Here is a 24818-nt window from a genome sequence, read left to right on the forward strand (position 1 = left end):
GGCCTCGGTCCTCGCGCGCCATCCGTCCGACAAGACCCCGCCGTTTCGCTAGTGTGTCCCTCGATGACCTCCCTCGTCTTGCGCTCCGTCCGTCGCCCCGGCGAGACCGATCCCGTCGATGTCCACATCCGGGACGGCCTCGTCCGGAGCATCACAGCATCCGCCACGGCCTCCGCTCCCGCAGCCGGGGACGACGTCGCGGAGATCCGCGCCGACGGCCGCTACCTCCTCCCGGGACTCTGGGACGAGCACACCCACGTGACGACGTGGGCCCTCACGGCGAAGCGCGTCGACCTGTCGTCGGCCGACTCGGCGCGCGCCACACTCGAGATCGTCGCCGGCTTCGGCACGGACACCGCGGCACCCGACGACACTCTCGTGGGCGTCGGGTTCCGCGATGCCGTGTGGGCTGACGAGCCGTCCCTCGCCGCGATCGACGCGGTCACGGGCAGCCGGCCGACCGCACTCGTGAGCCACGACCTCCACTGCGTGTGGATCAACTCGCTCGCCGCGTCCCGTTTCGGTGTGTCGGTGGGAGCCGACGGACTGCTGCGTGAGGACGAGGCGTTCCGCGTGACCCAGGCCCTCGCGGACCTGCCAGACGCCCTCGTCGACCAGTGGGTCTCTGAGGCAGCCGACGTTGCGGCGGCTCGGGGAGTCGTCGGCGTGGTCGACCTCGAGATGGCGTGGAACCGCGACGTGTGGCTGCGTCGATTCGGTGGCGGCTTCCGCACGCTCCGCGTGGACGTGGGCGTGTACGCCGAGCACCTCGACCTCGCCGTCGCGGAGGGCCTGTACACCGGGGCACCGCTGTCCGAGCTGTCGGCGGGACTCCTCACCGTCGGCCCGCTCAAGGTGCTCATCGACGGCTCCCTCAACACCCGCACGGCGTATTGCGTCGACGAGTATCCGCACGGCGGTCGGGGCATGCTCACCGTCTCGGAGGACGAGCTCGTCGCCCTGCTGACGCGAGCGAAGGACGCCGGCTTCGCACCGGCGGTGCACGCGATCGGCGACGCCGCGAACCGGGTGGCCCTCGACGCCTACGAGCGGGCCGGCGTCGTGGGCCGGGTCGAACACGCGCAGTTCCTCCGACCGGAGGAGGTGGCACGATTCGGAGCCCTCGGTGTGACCGCGAGCGTTCAGCCGGAACACGCCCTCGACGACCGGGACGCCGCCGAGCTGAACTGGCCGGGCCAGACGAACCGCGCCTTCCCGCTGCGCTCCCTGCTCGAGGCGGGTGCGCGGCTCGCTTTCGGCTCGGACGCCCCGGTCGCCCCGCTCGACCCGTGGGTCACCATGTCAGCGGCAACGGCCCGTGCGCGCGACGACGGTCGCGCGCCGTGGCACCCCGAACAGTCCATCTCGCGCCGGGACGCCCTCGCGGCCTCAGCCCGGGGACGCACCGACGTGCGGGAGGGCGACGTCGCCGACCTCGTGCTCGTGGACGTCGACCCGCTCTCCGCTCCCGACGACGTCTTCCGGCGGATGCCCGTCTCGGCCACGCTGCTGGGCGGCCGCTTCACGTTCCGTTCGGCGTCGCTGTAGCTGCGAGCACTGCTCAGCGGTAGTGCCGCTCGCCGCGCGCCGCCTTCTCCACGACGTCGGCGATGCGCGCCGCGCGGACGGACGGCGTCTTGATGTTGCCGATCCGGAAGTAGATCTGGAAGCGCTGCACAGCGGTGAGGCCGGCGATGAAAGCCGCCGCCTCCGGGTTCGCGTCGAGCGCGGCCTGGAGCTCAGGCGACGGCGCCGCGTCCTTCTGCCGATACGCGGCATCCCACCGTCCGTCGGCCTGCGCCCGCTCCACCTCGGCGAGACCCGACGGCTGCATGCGTCCCTCGGCGATGAGACGGGCGACGTGCTCGCGGTTGATCTGCGACCACGGACTGCTCTTCCGCCGCGGGGTGAATGCGCTGAGCGTGTAGTCGTCGTCGAACCGACCGGCTTGGCCGTCGATCCATCCGTAGCAGAGCGCCACGTCGAGCGCCTCCGACCACGTGATGCCCGGAGCTGACGAGCTCTTCTTGCGCAGCTTGAGCCGCACCCCGCTGTCGTCGGGCGAACCGGCCAGGTACTGCTCCCACTGCTCGATCGTGAGGTCGAGGATGGGCTTGTCCGCGAAGCTCACCATGTGGCTCAGTGTAGAAGCGACCGCCGACGTTCGCGCATTGTCTCGAGGCGCCGCTCAGTCGTCGAAGCGCACAGCGCTCGGGCCGGAGGTCGCATCGATCGGTGTGACGGGCTCGCCCGTCTCCGGTTCGACGGCCGAGCCGGGAAGCGCATCAGCCTGCGCGGCGGAGACATCCGTTGACGCCGACTCGGCATCGGCGATCTCGCGCTGCGGGAGGTCCGCCGCGGGGACGCCCTCCGGCACGTAGACGCCGATCGGGTCGACACGGGCCGGCTCGCCGCTCTCCGACGGTTCGGCTCCCGCCGGCACGATGTCCTCCGCCGCCACCGGGGTGACCGCCGGGGCGTAGGAGCCCTCCGGCTCGTAGGCGCCCGCGACACCGTAGGCGCTCGTGCCCTCGTACGCGTCCGCGACGCCGATAGCCGGCTCCCCCGTGTACACGTCGTCACCGGAGTAGGTGGAGGCGCCGCGGAACACCTCATCGGGCCGGTAGGCCTCGACCCCCTCGAAGACGGGCGAGCCCACGTCCGCGATCGGCGCCCGATCGACGTCGGCGCCGACCTCGCTCGCGATGGGGGCGGTGCCCTCCGTCTGTCCGGAGGTGTTCTCGTCTGGGTCCGTCATGCATCCAGGCTCGCACAGCGACCGGTGCGGCTCCAGGGGTGGACGGAGCCCGCGCACCGCTGGGCCCGGCCTGTCGTCCGCGACGTCGCGCAGATACGACGACGACCGCCGCACGGTGCCCGGGACGGGCGGTGCACGGCGGTCGTCGTCAGGCCGGCGGGAGCAGGACTGCACAGGTCGAGCTCTGGCGGCGGTGCCTCACACGGACGCACCCGTGGGAGACACGCGTGCCGACCTGCCCCCCAGCCGGTCGGCACGCACGAGGGTCAGGCTCCGCGCGCGATGTCCTCGCGAACGGCGCCTTCACGAGCAGCGAGCTGCGCGATCTCGAAGCCGAGCTGGATGGCTCCGACGCGTGCTCCCTTGAGGCTGCGGCGCGCGATGACCACGTCGTCCTCGGTGACGGCCCACGGGAAGCCGTCGCCGAGGTAGGCGATCTGCTCCGCGGGAAGGCGGTTGAGGAGACGGTCGGCTTTCTGGACCGTTTCCCAGATGGTGTCTTCGTCGATTCGGGTGATCATTTGCTAGGGCTTTCTTTCGGGTTCACTACAGAAGAGCGCGATCGACGTGAATCATGACGCGGGTACGTCGAGAAATTCGGATCACGATCTTGGACCGCGCGATTGCGCCGTCGTGCCCCCGGATATCGGGAAGAAGTCAGGTCGGGAAGGCCTGCGGGGGCGGAGGAGGGGCGTGGTGCAACGGTGGGATCGATCTCGGGTTCGATCCTCCGAGAAGGGTGTTCAGCGGAGCTCTATCACCGCCGCAGACGGTCGGGGGGTCAGTTGCGCATCTCGCACGGCTCGTCGGCGATCGGTCAGCGGACGCGACGGCGAGGCTACTTCATCGATTCGGGTAATCAATTCAGTACTTTCTATTCGGGTAAATCCAATACAACGCGAAAGCAAACTCCCGGTGTAGCCCCCGTCCGGGTGTCACCCCCGGAGAGGGGACACATCGTCCGCGCCGTTTCCGGAGGGTGATGACAGCGTCAGAGGGACGACGTCGAAAAGGAGGACGTCGAGAAGTCAGGGCCGCCGTGGCGGATCATGCCGTGTCGCTCAGAGCCGCGGTCTCGGATTCCGACAGGAGCGCGAGCTGCCGGCCGAGCTCGATGGCATGCAGGCGCGGACCGAGTAGATGCGTGCGGGCGACCCCGACATCCTCATCCGTGACGGCCCAGGGGAAGTCGTCGCCGAGGTACGCGATCTGTCGCGTGGGCAGGATGCCCAGAATCCGGTCCGCCTTCATGACGCACAGCCAGGTCGCCTCGTCGTTGATGAGCGAGATCATTCGAGCCTCCTAACGCTCTGCGGCGCCCCGGCACGCCCGATATCGGGCTGCGGAGCAAACCCCCGCCTCCATCTGTACCCTATTCGGGGGGCGTCGTGCAGCCCTTGTGCACCGCTATCTGACGAGATCTCAGGTTTCGCCCAGGTGCGATTCCGGACCTGGCGCCCGACATCCCGTCCTCCGGATGACAGCAGGGGCGGACTCCGTCCAGAATGGTGAGGCGGGCTTCGATCCACCGGATCGGCGAAGACTCCGCTCGTCGATATCGATGAACGACGCTGGCACGGGGGTGGGGAACACATGCTCGACTTCGCCCGCTTCCAGAGCGCGCTCGGCGTGGACGGCGGCCTCGAGCGTGAGGGGATACGACTGGCGGCCGAGACCCTCACCGGCCTCCGCGGCCACGAGGCGTACGCGCTCGCCTGGTTCGAGAACTGGTCGCGGGACGGTCAGCCGGCCGACGGGCGCATCGCCATCGACGGTCCGTATCAACCGTCCCCGGACGTCGACGTGTCGGACTTCGCGGTCGCGGGCTACGCGAGGACCGGTGACGAACCCGCGGCGCCCGCCCTCGATCGGCCGTCGACGCGTCGCGCGGCGAGAGCAGCGGCCGAGGGAAGCGGTGGCGACCAGGTCGTCGTGATGACAGCGGTGCCCGACCAGCCACAGGCCTCGACGCCCCGGGCTCCTGCGCCGGGGTGGTATCCGTCGCCGTCGAGGGCGAGCCACGAGCAGTGGTGGGACGGACGCGCATGGACGGCCGAGCATCGCTCGGTCCCCGCGCATCCCCGCGGGCTCGCTCGTCTCCTGCGTCGTCGGCGGACCTCGGAGGAGCGGATCAGCCGCTGAGTGGACGCAGCGCGTCGCCGGGAGGGAACGGCAGCGAATAGAACACCTGGGGAGCGGTCATGTCTCCCCAGTCGTCCTTCTTCACGCGGATCCGGTGCGCCGACACCTCCGCGAGGCGCACCCGCAACCACGCGTCGCCCTCGAGTCTCATCTCGAACGGCTCGGCGAGGTAACCGATCCCGAGCTCGTCGAGGACTTCTTCGGCCTCCAGCCAGTCGACGGGCGCCGTCCGATCACGGCCGAGCAGGTCGACCACGACGAAGCCCTCTCCGTCCGGCCGCATCCAACCGAGGAGCTCACCGTCGCGACCACGACGGTGCTCGATCCAGTCCTCTCTCATGCCGAGGAGCCTACCGAGCGCCATCAGCCGTCGTGGCGAGCGGCCTCCGCCGTGATGCGCCGCGCCATTCCGGCGAAGATCACGCCGTGGAACGGCAGGATCGCGAACCAGTAGAGCCGGCCGGTGAGACCGTGGGGGAAGAACACGGCACGCTGCCGGTAGCTCGAGCCCGTCGCGGTCGGCTCCACGCTCATCTCGAGCCACGCGAGCCCCGGCACCTTCATCTCGGCGCGGAGGCGCAGGAAGCGGCCGCGGTCGAGCTTCTCCACGCGCCACCAGTCGAGGGCCTCGCCGATGTTGAGCCGGGTGGGGTGACGGCGGCCGCGGCGCAGGCCGACCCCGCCCACGAGCTTGTCCATCCAGCCGCGCACGGCCCAGGCGAGGGGGAAGGAGTACCAGCCGTTCTCGCCGCCGATCGCCTCGATCACGGTCCACACCTTGTCGGGCGACGCCTCCGTCTCGCGCGTGCGGTCGTCGGTGAAGACCGTGTGTCCGGACCAGTCCGGGTCGCTCGGCAGCGGGTCGCTCGGGGCGTCCGCGACGGAGGCATCCTGCCAGCTCGTCTCCACGGCGCCGTCGCGCACCTTCGTGAGCGCGAGCTGTACCGCGCGGCGGTAGCCCGTGAGCCCGCCATCGGGTTCCGGGATGTAGGCGTCGATGTCGTGCTCGCGCACCACGCACTCGTGCTGCAGCGATTCGACGAGAGGCATCGCGAGGCTGCGCGGGATCGGCGTCACGAGGTTCACCCAGTGGGAGGCGAGCCGCGGAGTGAGCACGGGCAGAGGCGCGATCGGTCGCTGCGGCAGCCCAGCCTCCACGGCGTAGCCGTTCATCATCTGGCCGTATCGCAGAACGTCGGGTCCGCCGATGTCGAACGCCCGGTTCACGTCGGCGGGTAGATCGGCCGCCCCGATCAGGTAGTGCATCACGTCGCGGACCGCGATCGGCTGGATCTTGTTCCGCACCCAGCGCGGCGCCGGCATGTACGGCAGCACCTCGGTGAGGTGGCGGACCATCTCGAACGACGCGGAACCCGAACCGATCACGACGCCCGCCTGGAGCACGGCGGTGGGCACGCCCGAGGCGAGGAGGATCTCGCCCACCTCCGTGCGCGACTGCAGGTGGCGGGAGAGCTTCACGTCGTCCGGGTGGAGGCCGCCGAGGTAGACGAGGCGGGAGACGTCTGAGCGCTTGGCGACGCGCGCCACGTTCTCGGCGGAGCGACGCTCGGAGTCCTCGAACCCGGCCTTCCCGTGCGATCCGGTCATCGAGTGCACGAGGTAGTACGCCACGTCAACGTCGGCGAAGGCCGCGTCGAGGGTGGAGGCGTCGAGGAGGTCACCCCGCACGATCTCCACGTCGCCCGCCCACGGCACGTCGCGCAGGCGGTCGGGGTTCCGGGCGAGCACCCGGACGCGGTAGCCCGCCTCGAGAAGTCGCGGGGCGAGTCGACCACCGATGTAACCGGTCGAGCCGGTGACGAGCGCGAGCCTGCGGGTGTCGGGAGTGTCCATACTCCGACGTTACGTCTCCCGCCTGTACTCCGTCCCCCGTTGCGCGGGCCCCCGACCCGCGGTACCCCGTTTCGCCCCTCCCACACCCCCCACATGCAGCTTTTGAGCGTGATCGCACCGATACAGCGGTGTCATCACGCTCAAAAGCTGCAGGTGGAGAACGGGTGGGTGGGTGGGGTGTGGGGGTCAGGGGCGGGGGCGGGCGGGGGTGCGGGGGCGCTCCGGGGGGATCGCCGCGAGGAGGCGGCGGGTGTAGTCCTCGGCCGGGGCGGCGAAGAGGTCGGCGGCGGGGCGGTGCTCCACCGTGCGACCGCCCTGGAGCACGAGAACGTCGTGGCTCATCTGCTGCACGATCGCGAGGTCGTGCGCGATGAACAGGTACGTGAGACCGAGCTCCGCCTGCAGTCGCGTGAGCAGATCGAGTACGCGCGCCTGGATCGACACGTCGAGCGACGCGGTCGACTCGTCGAGGATGACGACCTCCGGCTCGAGCGCGAGCGCCCGGGCGATCGACACCCGCTGGCGCTGACCTCCGGACAACTCGTGCGGGTACCGAGACGTGAAGTCGGCCGGCAGATCGACGAGGTCGAAGAGCTCGGCGACGCGCGCCGCGCGTCCCCGACGATCGCCCGCGAGGCGGTGCACCCTCAACGGCTCGGCGACGGCCGCGCCCACCGGCGTGCGCGGGTCGAGCGACGAGAACGGGTCCTGGAACACCATCGCGATGCGGCGACGGAGCTGTCGCGCATCCCGGCCGCGCACGCCCAGGACATCCGCGCCATCGAGCGTCGCGGTGCCGCCCGTCGGCGCGACGAGCCCCGTGACCACGTTCGCGACCGTCGACTTGCCCGAGCCGGACTCGCCCACGAGCCCCAGCGTCCGCCCGCGGCGCAGCGAGAACGAGACGTCGTCGACGGCGTGCACGACGGTCTTCCCCGCCGGCGTCGAGACGGGGAACCGCACGTCGAGCGAACGGACGTCGAGGAGCACGTCGGCCCTCTCGACCGCCGGCGGCGGCGGGGTGCGGCCGAGGAGCGGCCGCGCCGCGAGCAGTTCGCGTGTGTACGGGTGCTCAGGACGATCCACGAGGTCGAGGATCGGACGCCGCTCCACGGGCGACCCGTTCTGCAGCACGACGACCTCGTCGGCCACCTGCCCGATCACACCGAGGTCGTGGCTGATCCACACCACGGCGGTACCGCGGTCGCGCTGCAGTGCCTGGACCAGTGCGATGATCTGCGCCTGCGTCGTCACGTCGAGAGCGGTCGTCGGCTCGTCCGCCACGAGGAGCGCCGGGTCGCACGCGAGCGCGACGGCGATCATGACGCGCTGCCGCTGGCCACCCGACAGCTGATGCGGGTACGACTCGACGCGGTCGGACGGAGACGGGATCCCGACGGCCTCGAGCAGCTCGAGCGCGCGCGACCGCGCGGCCCGCCGGGTGAGCGCACGGTGCGCCTCGAGGGGTTCCTCGATCTGGCGTCCGACGGTGAGGAGCGGATTGAGCGACGTGCTCGGGTCCTGGAAGATGAAGCCGATCGCGTCGCCGTGCACGCGTCGGAGCGCACGCGGCGCGGCCCCCACGAGCTCGATGCGGTCGGTGCCGGCCGAGCGCTCGCGCGGGTCGGTCGCCCCGAGCACGCTCGATCCCGACACGCGCGAACCGGGCGCGTCGAGCAGCCCGGTCGCGGCCAGGACCGTCATCGACTTGCCGGACCCCGACTCGCCCACGAGCCCGAGCGTCTCGCCTGCAGAGACGGAGAAGTCGATCCCGTGCACGATCTCGCGACGTCCGATCGCGACCCGCAGGTCGCGCACGTCGAGCACCTTCGCGGTCATCGGCGCCTCCTCGATTCCATGAGCGAGCGTTGCTTCGGGTCGAGCACGTCACGCAGTCCGTCTCCCACGAGGTTGAACGCGAGCACCGTGACGAAGATCGCGATGCCGGGGAACACGCTCATCCACCAGGCCTGTCCGAGGAAGCCCTGCGCGTCGAAGAGCATGCGCCCCCACGACGGTTGCGGGGGCTGCACGCCGAGGCCGAGAAACGACAGCGCCGCCTCCGACAGGATCGCGAAGGCGAGGGAGAGCGACGTCTGCACGATGATCGGCCCGGTCATGTTCGGGAGGACGTGTCGGAAGAGGATGAAGCCGTTGCCGGTGCCCATGGTCTTCGACACCTGCACGAACGGCTCGACGCTCACCGAGAGGGCGCTCGCACGCGCCACACGCGCGAAGATCGGCGTGTACACGACGCCGATGGCGAGCATCGTGGTCGGCAGTCCCGGCCCGAGGATCGCGACGATCGCGAGGGCGAGCAGCAGCACGGGGAAGGCGAACATCACGTCGACGACGCGCATGAGCACCGTGTCGAGCCAGCCGCCGCGGTACCCGGAGACGAGGCCGACGGTCACACCCACGACGAACGCGAAAGCCACCGACACCACGGCCACCTGCAGCGAGACCGTCGCAGCCACGATCACACGGGAGAGGATGTCGCGCCCGAGGTCGTCCGTGCCGAACCAGTGCGCGGCCGACGGCGGCTGCAGCGCGTTCTGCACGTCGATCGCGTTGATGCCGTAGGGCGCGAGCACGGGTGAGAGGAGTGCGATCACGACGATCGCCGCGAGCACCAGAAAGCTCACGACCGTGACGGGGTTCGAGGCGAGGAGTCGCCACGCGGGAACGCGCCCGGACGCGGGCGCCGCGGCGGTCGGCGCAGCGGCGGGGACCTGATCGAGAGTCATGAGAGCCGGATCCTCGGGTCGATGAGAGCGTAGAGGACGTCGACGACGAGGTTGACGACGAGGAACATCACGGCGATGAGCAGCACCGAGCCCTGGATGAGCGGGTAGTCGCGTGCCGACACCGCGTCGTAGACGAGGCGGCCGAGGCCGGGCCACGCGAACACCACCTCGACCACGATGACACCGCCGAGGATCGTCGCGAGCTGGATGCCCGCGATCGTGAGCACCGGGATGAGCGCGTTCTTCACGATGTGCCGGAAGGTCACGATCCGCGGTGCGAGCCCCTTCGAGCGCGCGGTGCGCACGTAGCCCTGGGCCGCCACCTCGAGGACCGCCGAACGGATGTAGCGGGTCATGATCGCGCCAGCCACGAGCCCCACGGCGAGCGCCGGCAGGATAACCCGCCGCAGCCACTGCACCGGATCCTCCGAGAGCGGCACGTATCCCGACGACGGAAGCCAGCCGAGCACCGACGAGAACAGGGTGATGAGCAGCATGCCCATCCAGAAGTCGGGAACGGAGACGCCGAACTGGCTGACGACCCGCACGATCCCGTCGCTCAGCTTGCCCTCGTGGAGCGCCGACCAGATGCCGGCCGGAACGGAGATGAGGAGAGCGATCACGAGCCCCACGACGGCGAGCGACACCGTGGCGGGGAGGCGCTCGAGGAGCGCGACCGTCACGGGGTCGCCGTTGCGGAAGCTCACCCCCAGGTTCCCCGTCACGGCATTGCCGAGGTAGGAGAAGAACTGCTCCCACAGCGGCCGGTCGAGGCCAGACGCCGCACGCAGCGCCTCGTATGCCTCGGGCGTGTACCTCGTGCCGAGGGCGATCCGCACGGGATCCCCCGGCACGAGGTGCACGATCGAGAACACGACGATGATGACGCCGAACAGCACGACCGCCGAGTAGAGCAGGCGCCGAGCGACGAATCGCAGGGTGGGGCTCGTCAGGAAGGACGGCATCCTCGTCCCGTCCTCTCTGCGGCGTGTGTCGGTCGTTGTCATGGGCGCTCGTGCTCCTCCGGGTGCCGGCGGGTGCGGCTCAGCCGCCGAACGAGACGTCGCGGAACCGGATGGCCCGGTCGCTGCGCGCCTCGTAGCCGGAGAGCTCGGGGTTCCACGCCTGGATCACCGACGGGTTGTAGAGGTAGATGTAGCTCGCCTCGTCCGCGATGATCGTCGCCGCCTGCGCGTAGAGGTCCTTGCGGGCGTCCTGGTCGGTCTCCACGCGGGCCGCGTCGAGCAGCTCGTCCACCTCGGGGTTCGAGTAGCCCTGGGCGTTGCTCCCACCGTCCGTGTGGTGCTGGGAGTAGTAGAAGTCGTCCGGGTCGATGTTCCCGAGCCAGCCCATCATGAGCATGTCGAAGTTGCCGGTGTTCTGCTCGTCGAGCCACGTCGCGAAGTCCGGCGTGCGGATCTCGACGGTGATGCCGAGCGGCTCCAGGTTGTCGGCGATGATCTGCGCGGCCGTGACCGTCTCCGGGTAGTCGCTCGTCACGAGGAGGTCGAGCGTGCCGCCCTCGAAGCCGGCCTCGTCGAGGAGCGCCTGCGCCTCGTCGAGGTCCGTCGAGTACGTGTCGTACTCGGTGTACCAGACGCTCTCCTCGGGGATCGCGAGCTGGTTGGCCGTGGCGGTCCCGTAGCTCGTGGCCTGCACGATCGCGTCGCGGTCGATCGCGTAGGCGATCGCCTGACGCACGCGCACGTCGTTCCACGGCTCGCGGTCCTCATTGAGGGCGAGGTACCAGTAGTCGTTGCTCGGGCTCTGACCCATGGTCACCGCCTCGTCGCCGCTCAGCGACTCGACCTGCTGGGTGGGGATGGAGTCGGTCCAGTCGACCTCTCCGCTCTTCAGCGCGGCGATCGCCGTCGAGCCCTCGGAGATGAACTGGAACTCGATGCCGCCGATCTCGGGTGCCCCGCCCCAGTAGTCGGGGTTGGCCGCGAGCGTGATGTGGTCGCCGCTCGTGTACTCCTCCATGGAGAAGGGACCGGTGCCGATCGGGTCGGTCGTGATGTCGCCGCTCTCGACGTTCTCCTTCTCGACGATCGCCATGCCCTTGAACCCGCCGATGCTCGACAGGAGGTTCGGGGTGGGCTGCGTCACCGTGATGTCGACGGTGTAGTCGTCGACGGCCTCGACCGATTCGACGGCCGAGAACTTCCAGGCGTTGGAGAGCTCCTCGTCGATGATGCGGTCGTACGAGTAGACGACGTCATCGGCGGTGAAGTCGGAGCCGTCGTGGAACGTGACGCCCTCGCGGAGGGTGAACGTCCATGTGAGCTGGTCGTCCGAGAGTTCCCACGATTCGGCGAGCGCCGGCTGCATCTCGAGGTTCTCGTCGGGCTCGACGAGGGTGTCGTAGATGTTCTCGAGCACCTCGAAGGAGAAGTAGGAGGTGGTCTTGTGGGGGTCGAGCTGGTCGGGCTCTCCCGCGATGGCGGCGGTGAGGATCTCGTCGGACCCGTCGGCGCCGACGTCGACGGACTGTCCCGTCGAGCATCCGGTCACGGCGAGGACCCCGGCGAGCGAGGCTCCGACGAGGGCTGTGCGTCTTCTCATATCAGCTCCGGTTCGATCACTTTGATGATGATTGCATCAGTATGTGGCAGTATGAGGCGACGCGACAAGCCGATCCGGCAGGCGAAACACAATCGTCACACGGCGGCCTCGCGCGGATCGTCCTGCACGATATCGGCCGCGAGCCGGGGGAACGGAGCTCGAGTGACCTTCACACTGCTGGCCATCGACCGCTCGTCCGGGCTGCTCGGAGCGGGCACGGCGAGCCTGTCCCTCGCCGTCGGCAACTCCGTGCTCGCCATCGACCCGGCCGTGGGAGCCGTCGCGAGCCAGGCGTGGACGAACCGGGCGCTGCGCCGCCGCGTGCTCGACGCGATCCGCGACGGGGCGAGCGTCGACGAGGCGATCGACGCCGTCCCCGAGTGGGACGACGGCCACGCGCTCCGCCAGGTGGCTGTCATCGACATCGAGGGCCGCATCGCGAGCCGGACGGGCGCCGAGTGCGGCGCATGGGCGGGGGAGCGTCGGGGCGACGACCACGTCGCGATCGGCAACGTCCTCACGGGCGAGGACGTCGTCGAGGCGCTCTCCGACGGATTCCGCGCCGCTGCACCCCGGGGCGACGGCGCTGCGCCCGAGATCGTCTTCGCCGAGCGCATCCTGTCCGGACTCATCGCCGCAGAACGCGCAGGAGGCGACAGACGCGGCCGCCAGAGCGCCGCCGTCGCGATCGCCGCGATCGATCGCGACGCCGGTCTTCCCGCCGATCTGGTCGTGGACCTGCGAGCGGACGACTCCGTCGACCCGCTCTCCGAGCTGGCCCGCCTCCTCGACCTGCGGGCGGCCCACGACGGGGCCCCGGCCGTCACCCCTCGAAGGGGCTGACCGCGCCGAGCACGACCGTCTCGGCGGGGTGGCCGTTCGCCCACCAGTGGGGAGTGGAGCACCCGTACGTGATCGTATCGCCCTCCGTGAGCGTCACTCGGCGTTCTCCGTGCACCACCACGAGCACGCCCCGCTCCACGGTCACACTCTCCGTGCCCAGGTGACGGAACGGCTGGCCCTCGTTCGTGAAGCCGGCGGGCAGCGTCGACCGGATGAGCTGCAGGTTGCTGCTGAGTCGCGGAGTGAGAAGTTCGCGGCGCACGCGCTGATGCTCCGGCTGATCCGTCGGCACCGGGAGGAGCGCCCGCTCGTCGGCGCGCACCACCATCGAATCGCCGTCCGCGCCACTCAGGAGCTTCGGGAGCGGCACCCCGAGTGCCGACGCCAGCCGGTGGAGGGACTGGAGCGACGGGTTCCCGAGTCCGCGCTCGAGCTGGCTGATGAGGCCGAAGCTCACGCCCGACTTGGCGCTCAGACTCTGCACCGTGAGCCCCTGCCGCTGGCGCTCCACCTTCACGGCGGCGCCGAGAGCCGCGATCGTGAGCGCGACCTCGTCCTTCTCGGCCGCGTCGTCCCCGGCCGCGTCGTCGTGCACGTCTGCTCGTCCCTCGGTCACCGGACCCAGCGTAGCGGCCACCCCGCCGCCCTCCACCCCGCCACGTAGAGCGTTTGCGCCGACGCGTGGCGGTGAAGCGCCGCGCATCGGCGCGAACGCTCTCCCTCATGCGGGGGCGTGCGCGGGCGCGGGGGTCAGCGGGTCGAGCGGTCGGCCTCGCGGACGAGCTCTTCAGCGGTCATGTCGAGGAAGGCGGCCACCAGGAGAATCTCGCGGGTGTCGAAGGGCACGATCCCGTTGACCCGGTCGTACGTGGCGGTGCGCCCGAGCCCGAGCACCTCCATGAGAGCGGCTGCGCGGATCCGCCGCCTCGCCAGCTCCGCACGGATCGTCGCCGCGACCGCCTCCGACCACGTGCTCCCCGTCTGCGCCATACCACTAGAGTACCCATAAAGATACGCATCCCCAGGTCTCGGGCGGATTCCTGTGGACGAGGGGTCCGCACCGGTACTCTGAATCCATGGGGAGAGTGGAAATCGGCGTCGCCGCCGCGTTCGCGTACGAGGTCGCGCGTGAGTTCGACGCGCTCCGCACGAAGCGGGGTCTCACGCACGCCGCCCTCCTGGAGAAGCTGACGATCTCGCGGAACTACTACTACAAGAGGTTGCGGGGCGAGCTGCCCCTCAACCTCAACGACGTCGCGGAGCTCGCCGCCGCCCTCGGCACCACGCCGGGCGCGGTTCTCGGCCGGGCCGAACGGGCCGTGCGCGCGTCCGGGCGAGCACTGACCGATGTCAGGGGTCACGTCGATACTGATGCGGACGGCCTCCCACTCGCCGCGCTCGATCGTCCGGGTTTCGAAGCGCAGCAGGAGACCGAGCACCAGCACGACTGAGCCCGGGCGCACGTCCGGGACACCGGACGGGGGAACATGCGCGGGCACGAGTGCGGCGAACACACGACCAGCGGGCACACGAGTGCCGCGCCCGACACGACCCGGCCGGTGTATGCATCACCGGATTCGCGAGACGTCGACATCCACGACCTGATCGGCCGGCTCGGCGTCCGGGTCGAGTACCGCGCCGACCTGCCGCCCGGTCGGCTCGGCGCCTATCTCGACGACGAGCGACGCATCCTCATCCGCTCGGGACTCACGGGGCCACTCGAACGGGAGACCCTGCACCACGAGTACGTGCACGCGAAGTACCGCGACCGCGGCTCCGATCCGTCGGCCGAGCGTCGGGCCGAACGGGAGTGCGCCAGCATGCTGATCGACGAGCGCGAGTACGCCGCGGCCGAACGATCCGGCCTCTCACCGCTCGGTATCGCACACCAGCTCGACGTCCCCCTCGCCGTCGTGCGCGTCTACCAGCGCGAGATCCTGGCCGGTCGCCTGCCCGATCCGCGGCTGCGCCCGCGTGGTGAGGGAGAGGTGGCGGACCGCCCGGCGTGACGAGCGTCGCGGCGTCAGACCTCGAAGCGGACGACCGCCTGAAGTCGGGTCCGGACGTCGAAGAGCTCGTTGCCGCCGATCGGCTCCACGCCGGACGGCCCGGTGCGCAGCAGCTGCGGGAGCCGCGAACGGGTCACGACGAAGGCCGCCGGCTTCCGCATGCGGTCGATCTCCGCGAGTCCCTCGTCGAACGCTTCGTCCGGCACGACCACGACCACCCCGGTGACCTTGACCCGCGCGGACCGACCGAGCTCGCGCGACGCGCGAACCAGGGAACGCACGGGCTGCTCAGACGTCGCGGCACCCACCGGTACGAGCTCACCACGAGACACGCGCACGGGCACACCGAAGTCCTCTGAGCAGATCGCGTAGAGACCGGTGGGTCCGAGCACCACGTGATCGATCTTGCGCTCTCCGCCACCTACGGCCACGTCGTGCCAGACGGTGAACGCCATCCCGAGCGCCGAGACCTGTCGAGCGGTGGCCTCCTCCGCGATCGCCTCGGCGAGGGCCCTCCGGATCTCGATCGGGGCGCGACGGACGAGCGCGGGATCGTACGGGTCCTCCGGCTCGGCCCCGCGACCCGCCCACTCGCGGATGAGCCGCAGGTACGCCTCGCGCGCCGCACCGCCTGGGTGTCCGTACGACCGCGCGCGGGGCCGGGAGTTGTCCGCGCGCGTGCGGTGCGACGGCGCCGACCATCCGGCGCCCTCCGCCGTCGACTCGGTGTGGCTGCTCTCGCCGCGGTCGTAGGCGGCGCGCGCTGACGCCTCGCCGACCCGCTCCCACGCCCGCTGCACCGCGGTGAACTCGAGAGCGTCGCCGCCCGTGTCCGGGTGCGTTTCACGCAAACGGCGGCGATACGCCTTCCGCAGTTCGTCGGGGCTCGCGGAGGGACTCACGCCGAGGACTTCGTACGGCGACGCGGAGGCCGGTGAATCGGTCATCCGCTCTGCGTCCTCCTCCGTCCCGCCCCTGTGGCGCGACCATCCAGGAAACGATAGCCGAGTCGGCCTGACAGACGCCCGAGTCGATCGCCCCGCCTCAACCGAGGTGCAGGGCGAGCCACGCGGGCAATTGCGTGAAGGACACCCACAGGGCTCCGGTGAGCACCGCCACTCCGACGGCGCGCCAGAGAACGCGGATCCGCCGCGCCACGGCGCTCTCCCGCTCGAGACGGGCGAAGATCGCGGCGCTCGTCACGGTGGAGGCCGTGACGCCGCGTGGAAGAGCGCCGGCCGTGGCCTCGTACGATTGCGCGATCTGCACGGCCACCCCCTCGACCGCATCGTCGTCGAGCACGGGCGGGTGCGATTCGAGCCATTCCCTCACGGCGGCGGCCTCGCGGACGTCGACCACGCGGTGCCGTGATCCGCGACGGACCGTGCGCGCCCCCGCGACGACGACGACGCCCCGCACGGCCACACCCGGCGGGAGGGAACGCCCGGCGAGCTGCGCCACGCGCCGCGCCGCCGAGACGGCCGATCGGGCGAACGGCATGCGTCTTCCGCTCGTGACCAGGTCGTCGTCGCCCACGATCACATCGGCACCCGCGACGAATCGGGTCGTCACCGCGAACACCCCTCCCGGCCCGACGATCACGTGATCGAGATCCCCGCTCGTCCCGGGCGAGGGGAGGGAGTGCAGCACGATCCACCGGTTCGGCAGCGCGTCGAGTTCGCGGCCGACGATGCGTTCGCCCCGTGCGGCGTCGAAGGCCGCCCGTTCCGCGGACCCGACGGGCGAACCCCCCAGCATCCGATGCACGACGGAGGGAGACGAGGACCCGGCCCGCACGGCGGCGGTCCGGGCGATGCTCTCCTGGCCCGGCCGTCGGCGCTCCATCCGCCGGAGGGCCTCGAGGCCGGGCACGGCGCGCTCCGGCGCGGTGCTCGTCTCGGTCATCGGGGCTCCTCAGGGCGTCGGCCGTTCCGGCCGATTAGAGCCTAGGTGCGCGCCGGTGGACCCGGGGAGTGCTGCTCTGACCCCAGTAGGGGAGAGGTCGCGCCCCCCGTTGTGGAGCAGGTGGACCACGTACACGGGCGGCGTCCGGCGGCTCGGATCGGGGCTGAATAGGCCCATCCGGCCGACTGGGCGCATACTGACAAGAGAGGACTGTGCACGTCGCCGTCGGCGACCCGTGACCGCACCGCACGGCGCACCCGTCCACACCGCCCCGCCCGCGACCCGGGCGAAACGCGATCGACTCACGGCGTCCCTACACTGACGCCGGATCCCCAGCACCAGAAAGCGACACGGATGACGAGAGACACGACCGACGAGAACGGTACCCCGACGACGAGCTTCCACGCGGTACGCGGCGACGACGCCGACGCGCCGGGACCGCAGCTCGTCGAGACGCCCGATCTCGTCCTCGTGTCCACCGGTAGTCGCCGCCCTCGCTTCGAACGCGAGGGCATCGTGCGGCGGAAGGGCGAGTACGCCCTCGTCGCGGGTCACCTCACTCCGCACGAGTCGATGGTGGAGGACCTCATCGCCGTGCGCGCCGTGCTCGACGCCGCCGGGATCGACTTCCTCCTCGTGCGCGGCGACAACGACCGCCCGGTGCTCGCGGTCGACATCAAGCGGCGGAAGGCGATCGAGCGCGCCCTCGCCGAGGCGTTCGCCGAGGAGCCCTTCTACTCGGCCCCCTACGTTCCCGCTGCGCAGCACGACGACGCCCTGGAGTCCGACGGACGCCCGGTCCTCATCGCCGACGGCGAGCTCACCGCCGACTCGTCCCACGCGATCTTCCGCGTGTACCGTCCCCGCATCGAGCCCATCGGGCGCCTCCGCTACGGACCGGACACCGCCTTCCAGCTCGAGCTGTGGCGCTTCGGCGACGACGTCATCACCGCCCCCACCGAGAACGCGCTCATGCGCCGCACCCTTCCGCGGTCCGAGGCCGTCGAGGAGGAGGTCATCGTCTACGGGCAGTCGTGGCCGACCCTCGAGAGCATGTTCGCGGAGCTCGCGAGCGACGTGACCTTCGACATCGACCTCGTCTTCTCGTGGGTCGACGGCTCCTCCGTCGAGTTCCAGCGTCAGCGCGCGAAGCGCATGAAGAGCTACGTCGTCGGCGACGGCGACGACTCGGAGGCGCGCTTCCGCCAGATCGACGAGCTGAAGTACGCGCTCCGCAGCGTGTACATGTTCGCTCCGTGGGTGCGGAACATCTACATCGCCACCGACTCGCCGAAGCCCGAGTGGCTCGACGACCACTCGCGCGTCACGATCATGCCGAGCGAGGCGTTCTTCGACGACATGGACGCCCTGCCCACGCACAACTCGCACGCTGTGGAGAGCCAGCTCCACAAGATCCCGGGCATCGCCGAGCACTTCCTGTACTCGAACGACGACATGTTCTTCGGTCGCCCCGTGCAGCCGAACCTCTTCTTCTCCCCCGGCGGCATCACGAAGTTCGTGGAGGCGAAGACGCGCATCGGTCTCGGCGACTCGAACCCCGCGCGCAGCGGCTTCGAGAACGCGGCCCGCGTGAACCGCCGGCTGTTGCGCGAGCGCTTCGGCAAGGTCACCACGCGTCACCTCGAGCACTGCGCCGCACCCTTGCGCAAGAGCGTGATGCAGGAGCTCGAGGCGGACTTCCCCGAGGACTTCCAGCGCACCTCGCACAGCCAGTTCCGGTCGGCGACCGACATCTCGGTGACGAACTCGCTCTACCACTACTACGCGCTCATGCGCGGGTACGCGGTCGTGCAGACGAACGCGAACGTGCTCTACGTGGAGACGACGCTCAAGAGCGCGCTGCGCCAGATGAAGAAGCTCTTGAAGCGCCGCGATCAGGACATGTTCTGCCTCAACGACGGCAGCAAGCCGGAGATCTCGGTGGAGAAGCGCACCAAGGCCGTGACGGAGTTCCTCGAGCGCTACTTCCCGGTCGTCGCCCCGTGGGAGAAGGAGTACGAGGCGTCCGTCTCGGACTCGGCGTCGACCTCCGCCTAGCGTCGAGCGCTGGGAGGGCGCGGCGGCGGCGCCACCGCGGGATCCGTTTGCGGGGAGGGACCGATCAGGCCAGCGACAGCGCGAGGCCGTCGAGGATGTCGTGCTCGCTCGTCGTGACGGAGCCGATGCCCGCTCCCACCGCCGCGCCCTCGGTGCGGACGCGTCGGAGCACCTCAGCCCAGATCATCGCGCCGGCGGGGATCACGTCGACGCGTCCCGGGTGGATGTAGGCGAGTGACGCCCGCTCGGCCCGCGGCATCACCGAGAGCTCGTCGCACGCCGTGAGCACGGCCTCGAGGCTCAGCTCGGACCCGTCGATCGCGTCGGAGTCGTAGCGCTCGAGGCCCAGCGCGCGGGCGGTGACCGTCGTGATCGTTCCGGCGACGCCCACGATCGTGGCGGTCCGCGACACGTCGACCGTCTTCAGCGCCTCGGCGAGCGCCGCCCGCACGTCGCTTCGCACCGCCTCGACCTCGTCGAGAGTGGGCGGGTCGGAGTGCACGTGCCGCTCCGTCATCCGCACCGACCCGATGTCCATCGAGAACGCGGACTCGAGCTCGTCTCCGCCGAGGACGAGCTCGGTCGAGCCGCCGCCGAGGTCGACGACGAGGGTGAGGCCGTCGCGCTCCGGCGCGGTGCTGGCAGCACCGCGGAACGACAGCGCGGCCTCCTCGTCGCCCGTGATGACCTCGGGGGCCACGCCCACGATCTCCGTGATCCGGCGGATGAACTCCTCACGGTTGGAGGCGTCGCGCGTTGCAGAGGTCGCCGCGAATCGCACCCGGTCGCCGGGAACCCCGTGCTCGCGGCACAGGGCGGCGAACCGCTCGGCCGAGGCGAACGTGCGCTCGAGCGCCTCGTCGTCGAAACGTCCCGTCCGGTCCACTCCCTGTCCGAGCCGCACGACGTCGAGGTCCCGGACCACGTCGACGAGCCGACCGTCGATCACGTCGGCGATGAGCAGTCGCAGGGAGTTGGTGCCGCAGTCGTAGGCGGCCACGCGAGTGGGGGATCCGGAGGTCATACCCACGACGCTACCCGCCCGGCCGCCCCTCCATTTCGTCGGGCGGGACCGGGAGGGGCAGGGCGAGGCGACTGATCAGACGTCGGGGACGGCGGCGTGGGTCGCCGCGGTGCGGAAGTCCGTGTACTGGTATGGGTTGTCGAGGATCTTCGTCTCCGGGATCTCCGGGTTCATGCCCTGCCTCCACACCTCGTCGCCGAGCGTCGACTGCAGGTAGGAGACGGTGTCCTCCACCGCGGAGCGCGCCTTCGCGATGCCGTCGCCCACGAGCGCGTGCTCGAACTTCGCGAGCGCGCCGTTCACGAGCACCGTGTGCACGTCGCCGCGGTTGGCCTGCAGCGACACGTGACCGTAGGGGTTCACGATCGGGAACATCGTGGGCGACGCGTCGTTCTTGAGCAGGACGATGTCGGCCTTCTTCCCCGGCTCGAGGCTGCCCACGAGGTGGTCCTTCCCGAGGGCCTTCGCCCCACCTCTGGTGGCCCAGTCGACGACGTGCTCGGCGCGCAGGTGGGCGTGCGTCACCGTCTCGCCGATCTCATGCGCCTTCATGTGCTCGAGCGAGCGGTCGGCACCCAGGGTCGCCCGCATGGCGGCGAAGAGATCGCTGCTGAACCACACGCTCGTGTCGACGGACATCGACACGGGGATCGCGTGCGATCGGAGCACCCACGCGGGCGGGTAGCCCTGGCCGCAGCTCTGCTCGCTCTCCGTCGAGATGGACACGGAACCGCCCGTGGCCGCGATCATCTGGTACGACTCGTCGTTCAGGGTGGCGGCGTGCACGTACACGGTGTCCTCGTGCATGAATCCGTTCTCGTACATGAGCTTGATGCCGGAGTCGTTCGTGGCGCCCCACACCCCGGCGTGCGTCGTGACGGCGAGCCCGAGCTCGTCGGCGGCCTCGAAGGCCGCCCGCTCGGGGAACGCGGGATCCCCGGTCACGTCGAACGCGAGCTGGAACCCGAGCATGTCGGACGACGTGTTCCGGCGTTCGAGGAACCGTCGCACATCGGCGGCGTGCGTCCACTCCCACGGTCCGGCGAAGATGTTGCCGTACGCGAGCACGAAGCGACCGGCCGACGACTCGAGGGCCTCGAGCGCGGCCTCGGCGTGGTCGACGGTGCGGAGACCGTGCGACCAGTCGACCGTGGTCGTCACACCGGCGTCGAGGGCGTCCAGTGCGGAGAGGGCGTTGCCGGCCCACACGTCCTGCGGCCGGAAGTGCGAGCCGTGCTCGAGGTAGTACCAGACGAAGTACTGCGTGAGCGTCCAGTCGGCACCGTAACCCCGCATCGCGGTCTGCCACATGTGGCGGTGGGTGTCGATCATGCCGGGCATCACGATGCCACCGGCCGCGTCGATCTCGAACGTGCCCTCCGGCACCTCGAGCTGCGGCCCGACGGCCTCGATGCGGTCGTCGATGACGAGGATGTCGCCCCTCTGGTGGACCGTGTGGCGATCGTCCATCGTGAGGACCGTGCCGTTCCGGAAGACGATCGGTTGACCCGCACGGGGACGGGGTGTGCTGGTGTCGCTCATGGGTTCGGCTCCTTTGCCGTGGGGATGTCGTGGGATGTTCCAGCCTCGAGAACCGGATCTCCGGTCCCTGAGCCTGTCGAAGGGGAGTGCCTGTCGAAGGGAAGTGGCGGATTCGCCTCAGAGGGCGACGGTCGGGTAGTCCTTGCCCATCCAGTGCGAGAGCTTCTGGGCGTACTCGCGCTGGAACGAGAGCGGTCCCGTGCGCGCCGCGTAGTCCTCGTCGTAGATCGCGATGAAGATCGTGAGGGTCAGGAAGAAGTGCGCGCCGAGCTCGAAGAGTGTCACGTAGTCGTGCTCGACGATCGCCGCGCGCTCCCGCTCCGTGAACTCGAGCCACGTGGTGCGCTCGACGCGGTTGAGCCACTGGCCGTAGTCGCGCTCCCACCGGTCGAGCAGCGCGGCGGGCTCCGCCTTGTACGCGGCGAGCAGCTCGGGGTCGCGATCCACCTGGTAGAGGAACTTGTTCACGTAGTAGATGCTCATCGCGGGTCTCCGTTCGGATACCAGGTGACGTAGGCCTCCATCGTGTGGAAGAGGTCGAGGTTGTCGACGTAGGCGGCCGGCTCGGCACCGGCGATGCCCATCATGAGGATGAGGTCCATGAAGCCGTGGGTCGCGTTGCCCGATCCGGCCATGCTCTCGTGGGTGACGTTCGCGAGGATCGCGTCGATGTCGCCCGTGCGCAGCCATTCGATCGCCTGGCGGTCGAACTCGGGGTCCGGCCCCGTCTCGCCGAACTGACGCGGACCGCCGAGCTCGAGGGAGAGGTGCCCGCTGCCCACCGCGGCGATGCGCTTGTCCGACGGGAACTCGTCGATGATCTCGCGAATCGCGCGACCGAGGTCCCAGAACCGCTTCGGACTCGGGAGCGGCGGAGCGAAGATGTTCGTGTAGATCGGCACGATGGGCAGGTCGGCCTGTGGCCGCGTCGTGATGATGGGACAGATGATCGAGTGGTCGATCTTCAGCTCGTGGCTCACGGAGAAGTCGAAGCCGCGATCGATGAGCCCCTTCAGCATGAAGCCTGAGAGTTCCTCGTGACCGTCGAGGAGGAACGTCGGCAGGCCGAACTCGCGCTCCTCGTTGTAGAAGGTCGCGTCGTATTTCGGCTGCTTCCCGATGAGGAAGGTCGGGTAGTTGTCCGAGAAGAACTGGTGGAAGTGGTCGGCGCCGACCATCACGAGGATGTCGGGTTCGGCGGCCGTGAGGGTCTCGCGGTATGCCTCCACCTTCCTCTTCCACTCGTCCGCCTGGGGCATCCGTTCCTCGGGAGGTGCCGTCGTGGCCTTGAGGTAGAACGGGTGGTGGGTCGTGGCGAGGACGGCGCTCAGGGTGGCCATGCTCACTCCTTCTGTTCGAGGGCGTTCGAGGTGTAGACGGCATTGCGGTCGACGGTCGCGTAGACGTCGGGACCGATCGGGTCCTCGAGCTCCTCGGCGAGGTGGCCGATCAGGCCGGCCGTGCGCGCGAGGAGAGCGAAGCCGCGGAGGAGCGCGAGCGGCAGCCCGGCGTCGGCGAGCGCCGCACCCGCGACTCCCGCGCCGTTGAGGGGGAGGGTGCGCCCGATGATCTCCGGATGCACGCGACCGATGGCCTCGAAGAGCCGCAGGTGCGGACCCTTGAGGCCCTCCTCGTCGGCGATGGCGAACATCACGGCGGTGCGCGGGTCGGTGACCTTGTGCACGGGATGCCCGAGGCCGGGGATCCGCTTCCCGGCGCCGCGCGCCGCGGTGAGCGTGCTCGTGGCGAGCTCGTCCCACGCGGCGTCGTCCCAGCCGGCGGTGTCGCCGAGGTCGGCGACGGAGGCGTGGAGGAACGTCCCGGTGTCCTCGGTGACGCCGAGGAAGCGCGAGCCGCCGCCGAGCAGACCGGCCGCGATCGCGCCCTGCAGCGAGTCCGGCGCGCTGTAGAGGGTGAGTCGCGCGGCGATGGCCGTCGGCGTGAAGCCGTGGTCGGCGAGCGAGACGAGCACGGCGTCGAACACGCGGAGCTGAGACGGCGTCGGTCGACGCTTCGTGGCGAGCCAGTAGGCGAGCTCGCCGAACGTGAGCGAGCCGAGCAGCTCACCCGCGAGGTCGTGTCCCAGGAGGGAGATGTGGTCGGCGTCGCTCGTGCCGATCCCGGTGGGGAACTGCGTCATCGTGTCTCCAGCCATTCGCGGATCTCGTCCTGGTGCTGCCCGAGCGTGGGCGGCGGGCTCGTGTACTGCACGGGGGTGCGCGAGAAGGTGATCGGGTTGCGGATCATGGGGATCGCCTCGTCGCCCGTTCCCACGGAGACCACGGGGTCGAGACCGAGCGATGCGGCGAGCGCCACCCCTCCGTCGATCGTGTTGATCGGCCCGCAGGCGACACCGGCGTCGGTCAGCACCTCGAACCACTCCTGCACGGTGCGCGCGGCGAGAGCCTCCACGAGGAGCGGGCGGAGCGCGGCGCGGTTGCGGTTGCGGTCCTCCGTGGAGGCGAAGCGCTCGTCGTCCGCGAGATCCGGTCGCCCGAGGGCCGAGGCGAGGGCGCGGAACTGGGGTGTGTTCGCCGCCACGATCACGATCTCGCCGTCGCTCGCCGGGAGGGGTTCGTACGGGAAGAGGCTCGGGTGGGCGTTGCCCATGCGGAAGGGGACGACCCCGCCGGCGACGAAGGTCGAGCTGTGGTTGGCCATGGCCGAGAGGGCCGTCGAGAGCAGGTTGACCTCGACGTGCTGACCGTCGCCCGTCTCCGACCGGTGCCGCAGCGCCGCGAGGATGCCGACAGTGGCCTGCATCCCGGTCATGATGTCGAAGACCGACACCCCGCTCCGGTATGCCGGACCGTCGGGGTCGCCCGTGAGGCTCATGAGGCCGGACGCCGCCTGCACGATGAGGTCGTAGCCGGGAAGGCTCGCTCCTCCCGCCGAACCGAAGCCGCTGATCGACGCGTAGACGACGGCCGGGTTGGTCTCCGCGACGGAGTCGTAGTCGAGCCCGAACTTCGCGAGCCCTCCCGGCTTGAAGTTCTCGATCACGATGTCGGCGCGTCGGGCGAGCTCCTGGGCGTTCCGCCGGTCGTCGGCGTCGCGGAAGTCGAGCACGATGTCGCGCTTGTTGCGGTTGATGCCGAGGTAGTAGGTCGACACCCCGTCACGCTCGGGCGGCGCCCACCCGCGCGTCTCGTCACCGGTGGGCGCCTCGACCTTCACGACAGTCGCGCCCATGTCGGCCAGCAGCTGGGTGGCATACGGGCCGGCGAGCACACGGGAGAAGTCGGCGACGAGCAGACCGCTCAGGGGACCGGCGGACGTCGGGCCGTTCGGCGGATCTGATGGTGTCGTCATCGGCTCACTCCATCGTGCGGACAACTGTCCGTTTTCGGACGTGGCACCAGTGAACGCTC

Annotated in this window: 26 protein-coding genes; 6 read left to right on the top strand and 20 right to left on the bottom strand. The window is 70.1% G+C overall.

The features are described from left to right. The first annotated feature begins 63 nt into the window (after nt 1-63). On the top strand, nt 64-1548 hold the full coding sequence (locus tag CLV49_RS07585) for an amidohydrolase (RefSeq protein WP_106562995.1): 1485 nt from the start codon (nt 64-66) through the stop codon (nt 1546-1548). Between the two features lie 13 nt (nt 1549-1561). Here the strand turns inward: CLV49_RS07585 and CLV49_RS07590 are convergent, their stop codons facing one another. The 4 genes from CLV49_RS07590 to CLV49_RS07605 form a co-directional block, all read right to left on the bottom strand. Continuing rightward, nucleotides 1562-2134: a YdeI/OmpD-associated family protein gene (locus CLV49_RS07590; RefSeq protein WP_106562996.1), complete on the bottom strand. Its 573-nt coding sequence runs from the start codon at nt 2132-2134 to the stop codon at nt 1562-1564. Nucleotides 2135-2188: 54 nt separating this feature from the next. Next, nucleotides 2189-2758 carry a hypothetical protein gene (locus CLV49_RS18310; RefSeq protein WP_106562997.1) on the bottom strand — a complete coding sequence of 190 codons (570 nt, stop codon included), beginning with the start codon at nt 2756-2758 and terminating at the stop codon, nt 2189-2191. A 266-nt stretch (nt 2759-3024) separates the two neighbouring features. Beyond that, the gene (locus tag CLV49_RS07600; RefSeq protein ID WP_106562998.1) at nt 3025-3279 is read right to left on the bottom strand and encodes a hypothetical protein; all 255 of its coding nucleotides are present in this window, start codon (nt 3277-3279) and stop codon (nt 3025-3027) included. A 526-nt stretch (nt 3280-3805) separates the two neighbouring features. Then, nucleotides 3806-4051, bottom strand: a complete 246-nt coding sequence (locus CLV49_RS07605) for a hypothetical protein (protein ID WP_106562999.1) — start codon at nt 4049-4051, stop codon at nt 3806-3808. A 300-nt stretch (nt 4052-4351) separates the two neighbouring features. On the opposite strand from CLV49_RS07605, the gene CLV49_RS18550 reads away from it, so the two are divergent. Next, nucleotides 4352-4900, top strand: a complete 549-nt coding sequence (locus tag CLV49_RS18550; protein WP_127054390.1) for a DUF2510 domain-containing protein — start codon at nt 4352-4354, stop codon at nt 4898-4900. On the opposite strand, the gene CLV49_RS07615 is transcribed toward CLV49_RS18550, so the two are convergent. From CLV49_RS07615 to CLV49_RS07640, 6 genes are all read right to left on the bottom strand, one after another. After that, on the bottom strand, nt 4890-5240 hold the full coding sequence (locus CLV49_RS07615; protein ID WP_106564960.1) for a hypothetical protein: 351 nt from the start codon (nt 5238-5240) through the stop codon (nt 4890-4892). The two genes, CLV49_RS18550 and CLV49_RS07615, sit on opposite strands and share 11 nt — an antisense overlap. Nucleotides 5241-5263: 23 nt before the next feature. Beyond that, nucleotides 5264-6754, bottom strand: coding sequence for an SDR family oxidoreductase (locus CLV49_RS07620; RefSeq protein ID WP_106563000.1), 1491 nt, complete (start codon nt 6752-6754; stop codon nt 5264-5266). 186 nt (nt 6755-6940) lie between these two features. After that, complete coding sequence (locus CLV49_RS07625) at nt 6941-8593, bottom strand: dipeptide ABC transporter ATP-binding protein (protein ID WP_106563001.1); 1653 nt, start codon at nt 8591-8593, stop codon at nt 6941-6943. Next, nucleotides 8590-9501, bottom strand: a complete 912-nt coding sequence (locus tag CLV49_RS07630; RefSeq protein WP_106563002.1) for an ABC transporter permease — start codon at nt 9499-9501, stop codon at nt 8590-8592. Before CLV49_RS07630 ends, CLV49_RS07625 begins: the two co-directional genes overlap by 4 nt. After that, nucleotides 9498-10508: an ABC transporter permease gene (locus CLV49_RS07635; RefSeq protein ID WP_243696647.1), complete on the bottom strand. Its 1011-nt coding sequence runs from the start codon at nt 10506-10508 to the stop codon at nt 9498-9500. Before CLV49_RS07635 ends, CLV49_RS07630 begins: the two co-directional genes overlap by 4 nt. A 37-nt stretch (nt 10509-10545) precedes the next feature. Beyond that, the gene (locus CLV49_RS07640; RefSeq protein ID WP_106563004.1) at nt 10546-12066 is read right to left on the bottom strand and encodes an ABC transporter substrate-binding protein; all 1521 of its coding nucleotides are present in this window, start codon (nt 12064-12066) and stop codon (nt 10546-10548) included. A gap of 162 nt (nt 12067-12228) precedes the next feature. Between CLV49_RS07640 and CLV49_RS07645 the strand changes: the two genes are divergently transcribed. Beyond that, on the top strand, nt 12229-12909 hold the full coding sequence (locus CLV49_RS07645; protein WP_106563005.1) for a DUF1028 domain-containing protein: 681 nt from the start codon (nt 12229-12231) through the stop codon (nt 12907-12909). Here CLV49_RS07645 and CLV49_RS07650 read toward each other — a convergent pair. Together CLV49_RS07650 and CLV49_RS07655 are read right to left on the bottom strand one after the other, a co-directional pair. Beyond that, on the bottom strand, nt 12890-13525 hold the full coding sequence (locus CLV49_RS07650; protein ID WP_243696646.1) for a helix-turn-helix domain-containing protein: 636 nt from the start codon (nt 13523-13525) through the stop codon (nt 12890-12892). The two genes, CLV49_RS07645 and CLV49_RS07650, sit on opposite strands and share 20 nt — an antisense overlap. A gap of 134 nt (nt 13526-13659) precedes the next feature. Continuing rightward, on the bottom strand, nt 13660-13899 hold the full coding sequence (locus CLV49_RS07655; protein WP_106563007.1) for a hypothetical protein: 240 nt from the start codon (nt 13897-13899) through the stop codon (nt 13660-13662). Between the two features lie 86 nt (nt 13900-13985). Between CLV49_RS07655 and CLV49_RS07660 the strand changes: the two genes are divergently transcribed. Continuing rightward, nucleotides 13986-14360 carry a helix-turn-helix domain-containing protein gene (locus CLV49_RS07660; protein ID WP_106563008.1) on the top strand — a complete coding sequence of 125 codons (375 nt, stop codon included), beginning with the start codon at nt 13986-13988 and terminating at the stop codon, nt 14358-14360. 108 nt (nt 14361-14468) lie between these two features. Next, on the top strand, nt 14469-14918 hold the full coding sequence (locus CLV49_RS07665) for an ImmA/IrrE family metallo-endopeptidase (protein ID WP_106563009.1): 450 nt from the start codon (nt 14469-14471) through the stop codon (nt 14916-14918). 14 nt (nt 14919-14932) lie between these two features. Here the strand turns inward: CLV49_RS07665 and CLV49_RS07670 are convergent, their stop codons facing one another. Continuing rightward, on the bottom strand, nt 14933-15865 hold the full coding sequence (locus CLV49_RS07670; protein WP_106563010.1) for a J domain-containing protein: 933 nt from the start codon (nt 15863-15865) through the stop codon (nt 14933-14935). A gap of 97 nt (nt 15866-15962) precedes the next feature. Then, nucleotides 15963-16823 carry a nuclease-related domain-containing protein gene (locus CLV49_RS07675; protein WP_106563011.1) on the bottom strand — a complete coding sequence of 287 codons (861 nt, stop codon included), beginning with the start codon at nt 16821-16823 and terminating at the stop codon, nt 15963-15965. A 354-nt stretch (nt 16824-17177) separates the two neighbouring features. On the opposite strand from CLV49_RS07675, the gene CLV49_RS07680 reads away from it, so the two are divergent. Beyond that, nucleotides 17178-18881, top strand: a complete 1704-nt coding sequence (locus CLV49_RS07680) for a stealth family protein (protein WP_106563012.1) — start codon at nt 17178-17180, stop codon at nt 18879-18881. 64 nt (nt 18882-18945) lie between these two features. Here the strand turns inward: CLV49_RS07680 and CLV49_RS07685 are convergent, their stop codons facing one another. The 6 genes from CLV49_RS07685 to CLV49_RS07710 form a co-directional block, all read right to left on the bottom strand. Then, complete coding sequence (locus CLV49_RS07685; RefSeq protein ID WP_106563013.1) at nt 18946-19905, bottom strand: Ppx/GppA phosphatase family protein; 960 nt, start codon at nt 19903-19905, stop codon at nt 18946-18948. Nucleotides 19906-19980: 75 nt separating this feature from the next. Then, nucleotides 19981-21447, bottom strand: coding sequence for an amidohydrolase family protein (locus CLV49_RS07690; RefSeq protein ID WP_106563014.1), 1467 nt, complete (start codon nt 21445-21447; stop codon nt 19981-19983). Between the two features lie 117 nt (nt 21448-21564). Next, nucleotides 21565-21930 (bottom strand): hypothetical protein, encoded by a 366-nt coding sequence (locus tag CLV49_RS07695; protein WP_106563015.1) that lies wholly within the window; start codon nt 21928-21930, stop codon nt 21565-21567. After that, on the bottom strand, nt 21927-22787 hold the full coding sequence (locus CLV49_RS07700; RefSeq protein WP_106563016.1) for a DODA-type extradiol aromatic ring-opening family dioxygenase: 861 nt from the start codon (nt 22785-22787) through the stop codon (nt 21927-21929). The genes CLV49_RS07695 and CLV49_RS07700 overlap by 4 nt, the downstream gene beginning before the upstream one ends. Nucleotides 22788-22789: 2 nt before the next feature. Continuing rightward, on the bottom strand, nt 22790-23602 hold the full coding sequence (locus CLV49_RS07705) for a citryl-CoA lyase (protein ID WP_106563017.1): 813 nt from the start codon (nt 23600-23602) through the stop codon (nt 22790-22792). Continuing rightward, entirely contained in the window at nt 23584-24759 is a 1176-nt protein-coding gene (locus tag CLV49_RS07710; protein ID WP_106563018.1) for a CaiB/BaiF CoA transferase family protein, read from the bottom strand. Before CLV49_RS07710 ends, CLV49_RS07705 begins: the two co-directional genes overlap by 19 nt. Nucleotides 24760-24818 lie beyond the last annotated feature (59 nt).

It is taken from the genome of Labedella gwakjiensis (genome assembly GCF_003014675.1).
Taxonomy (GTDB): domain Bacteria; phylum Actinomycetota; class Actinomycetes; order Actinomycetales; family Microbacteriaceae; genus Labedella; species Labedella gwakjiensis.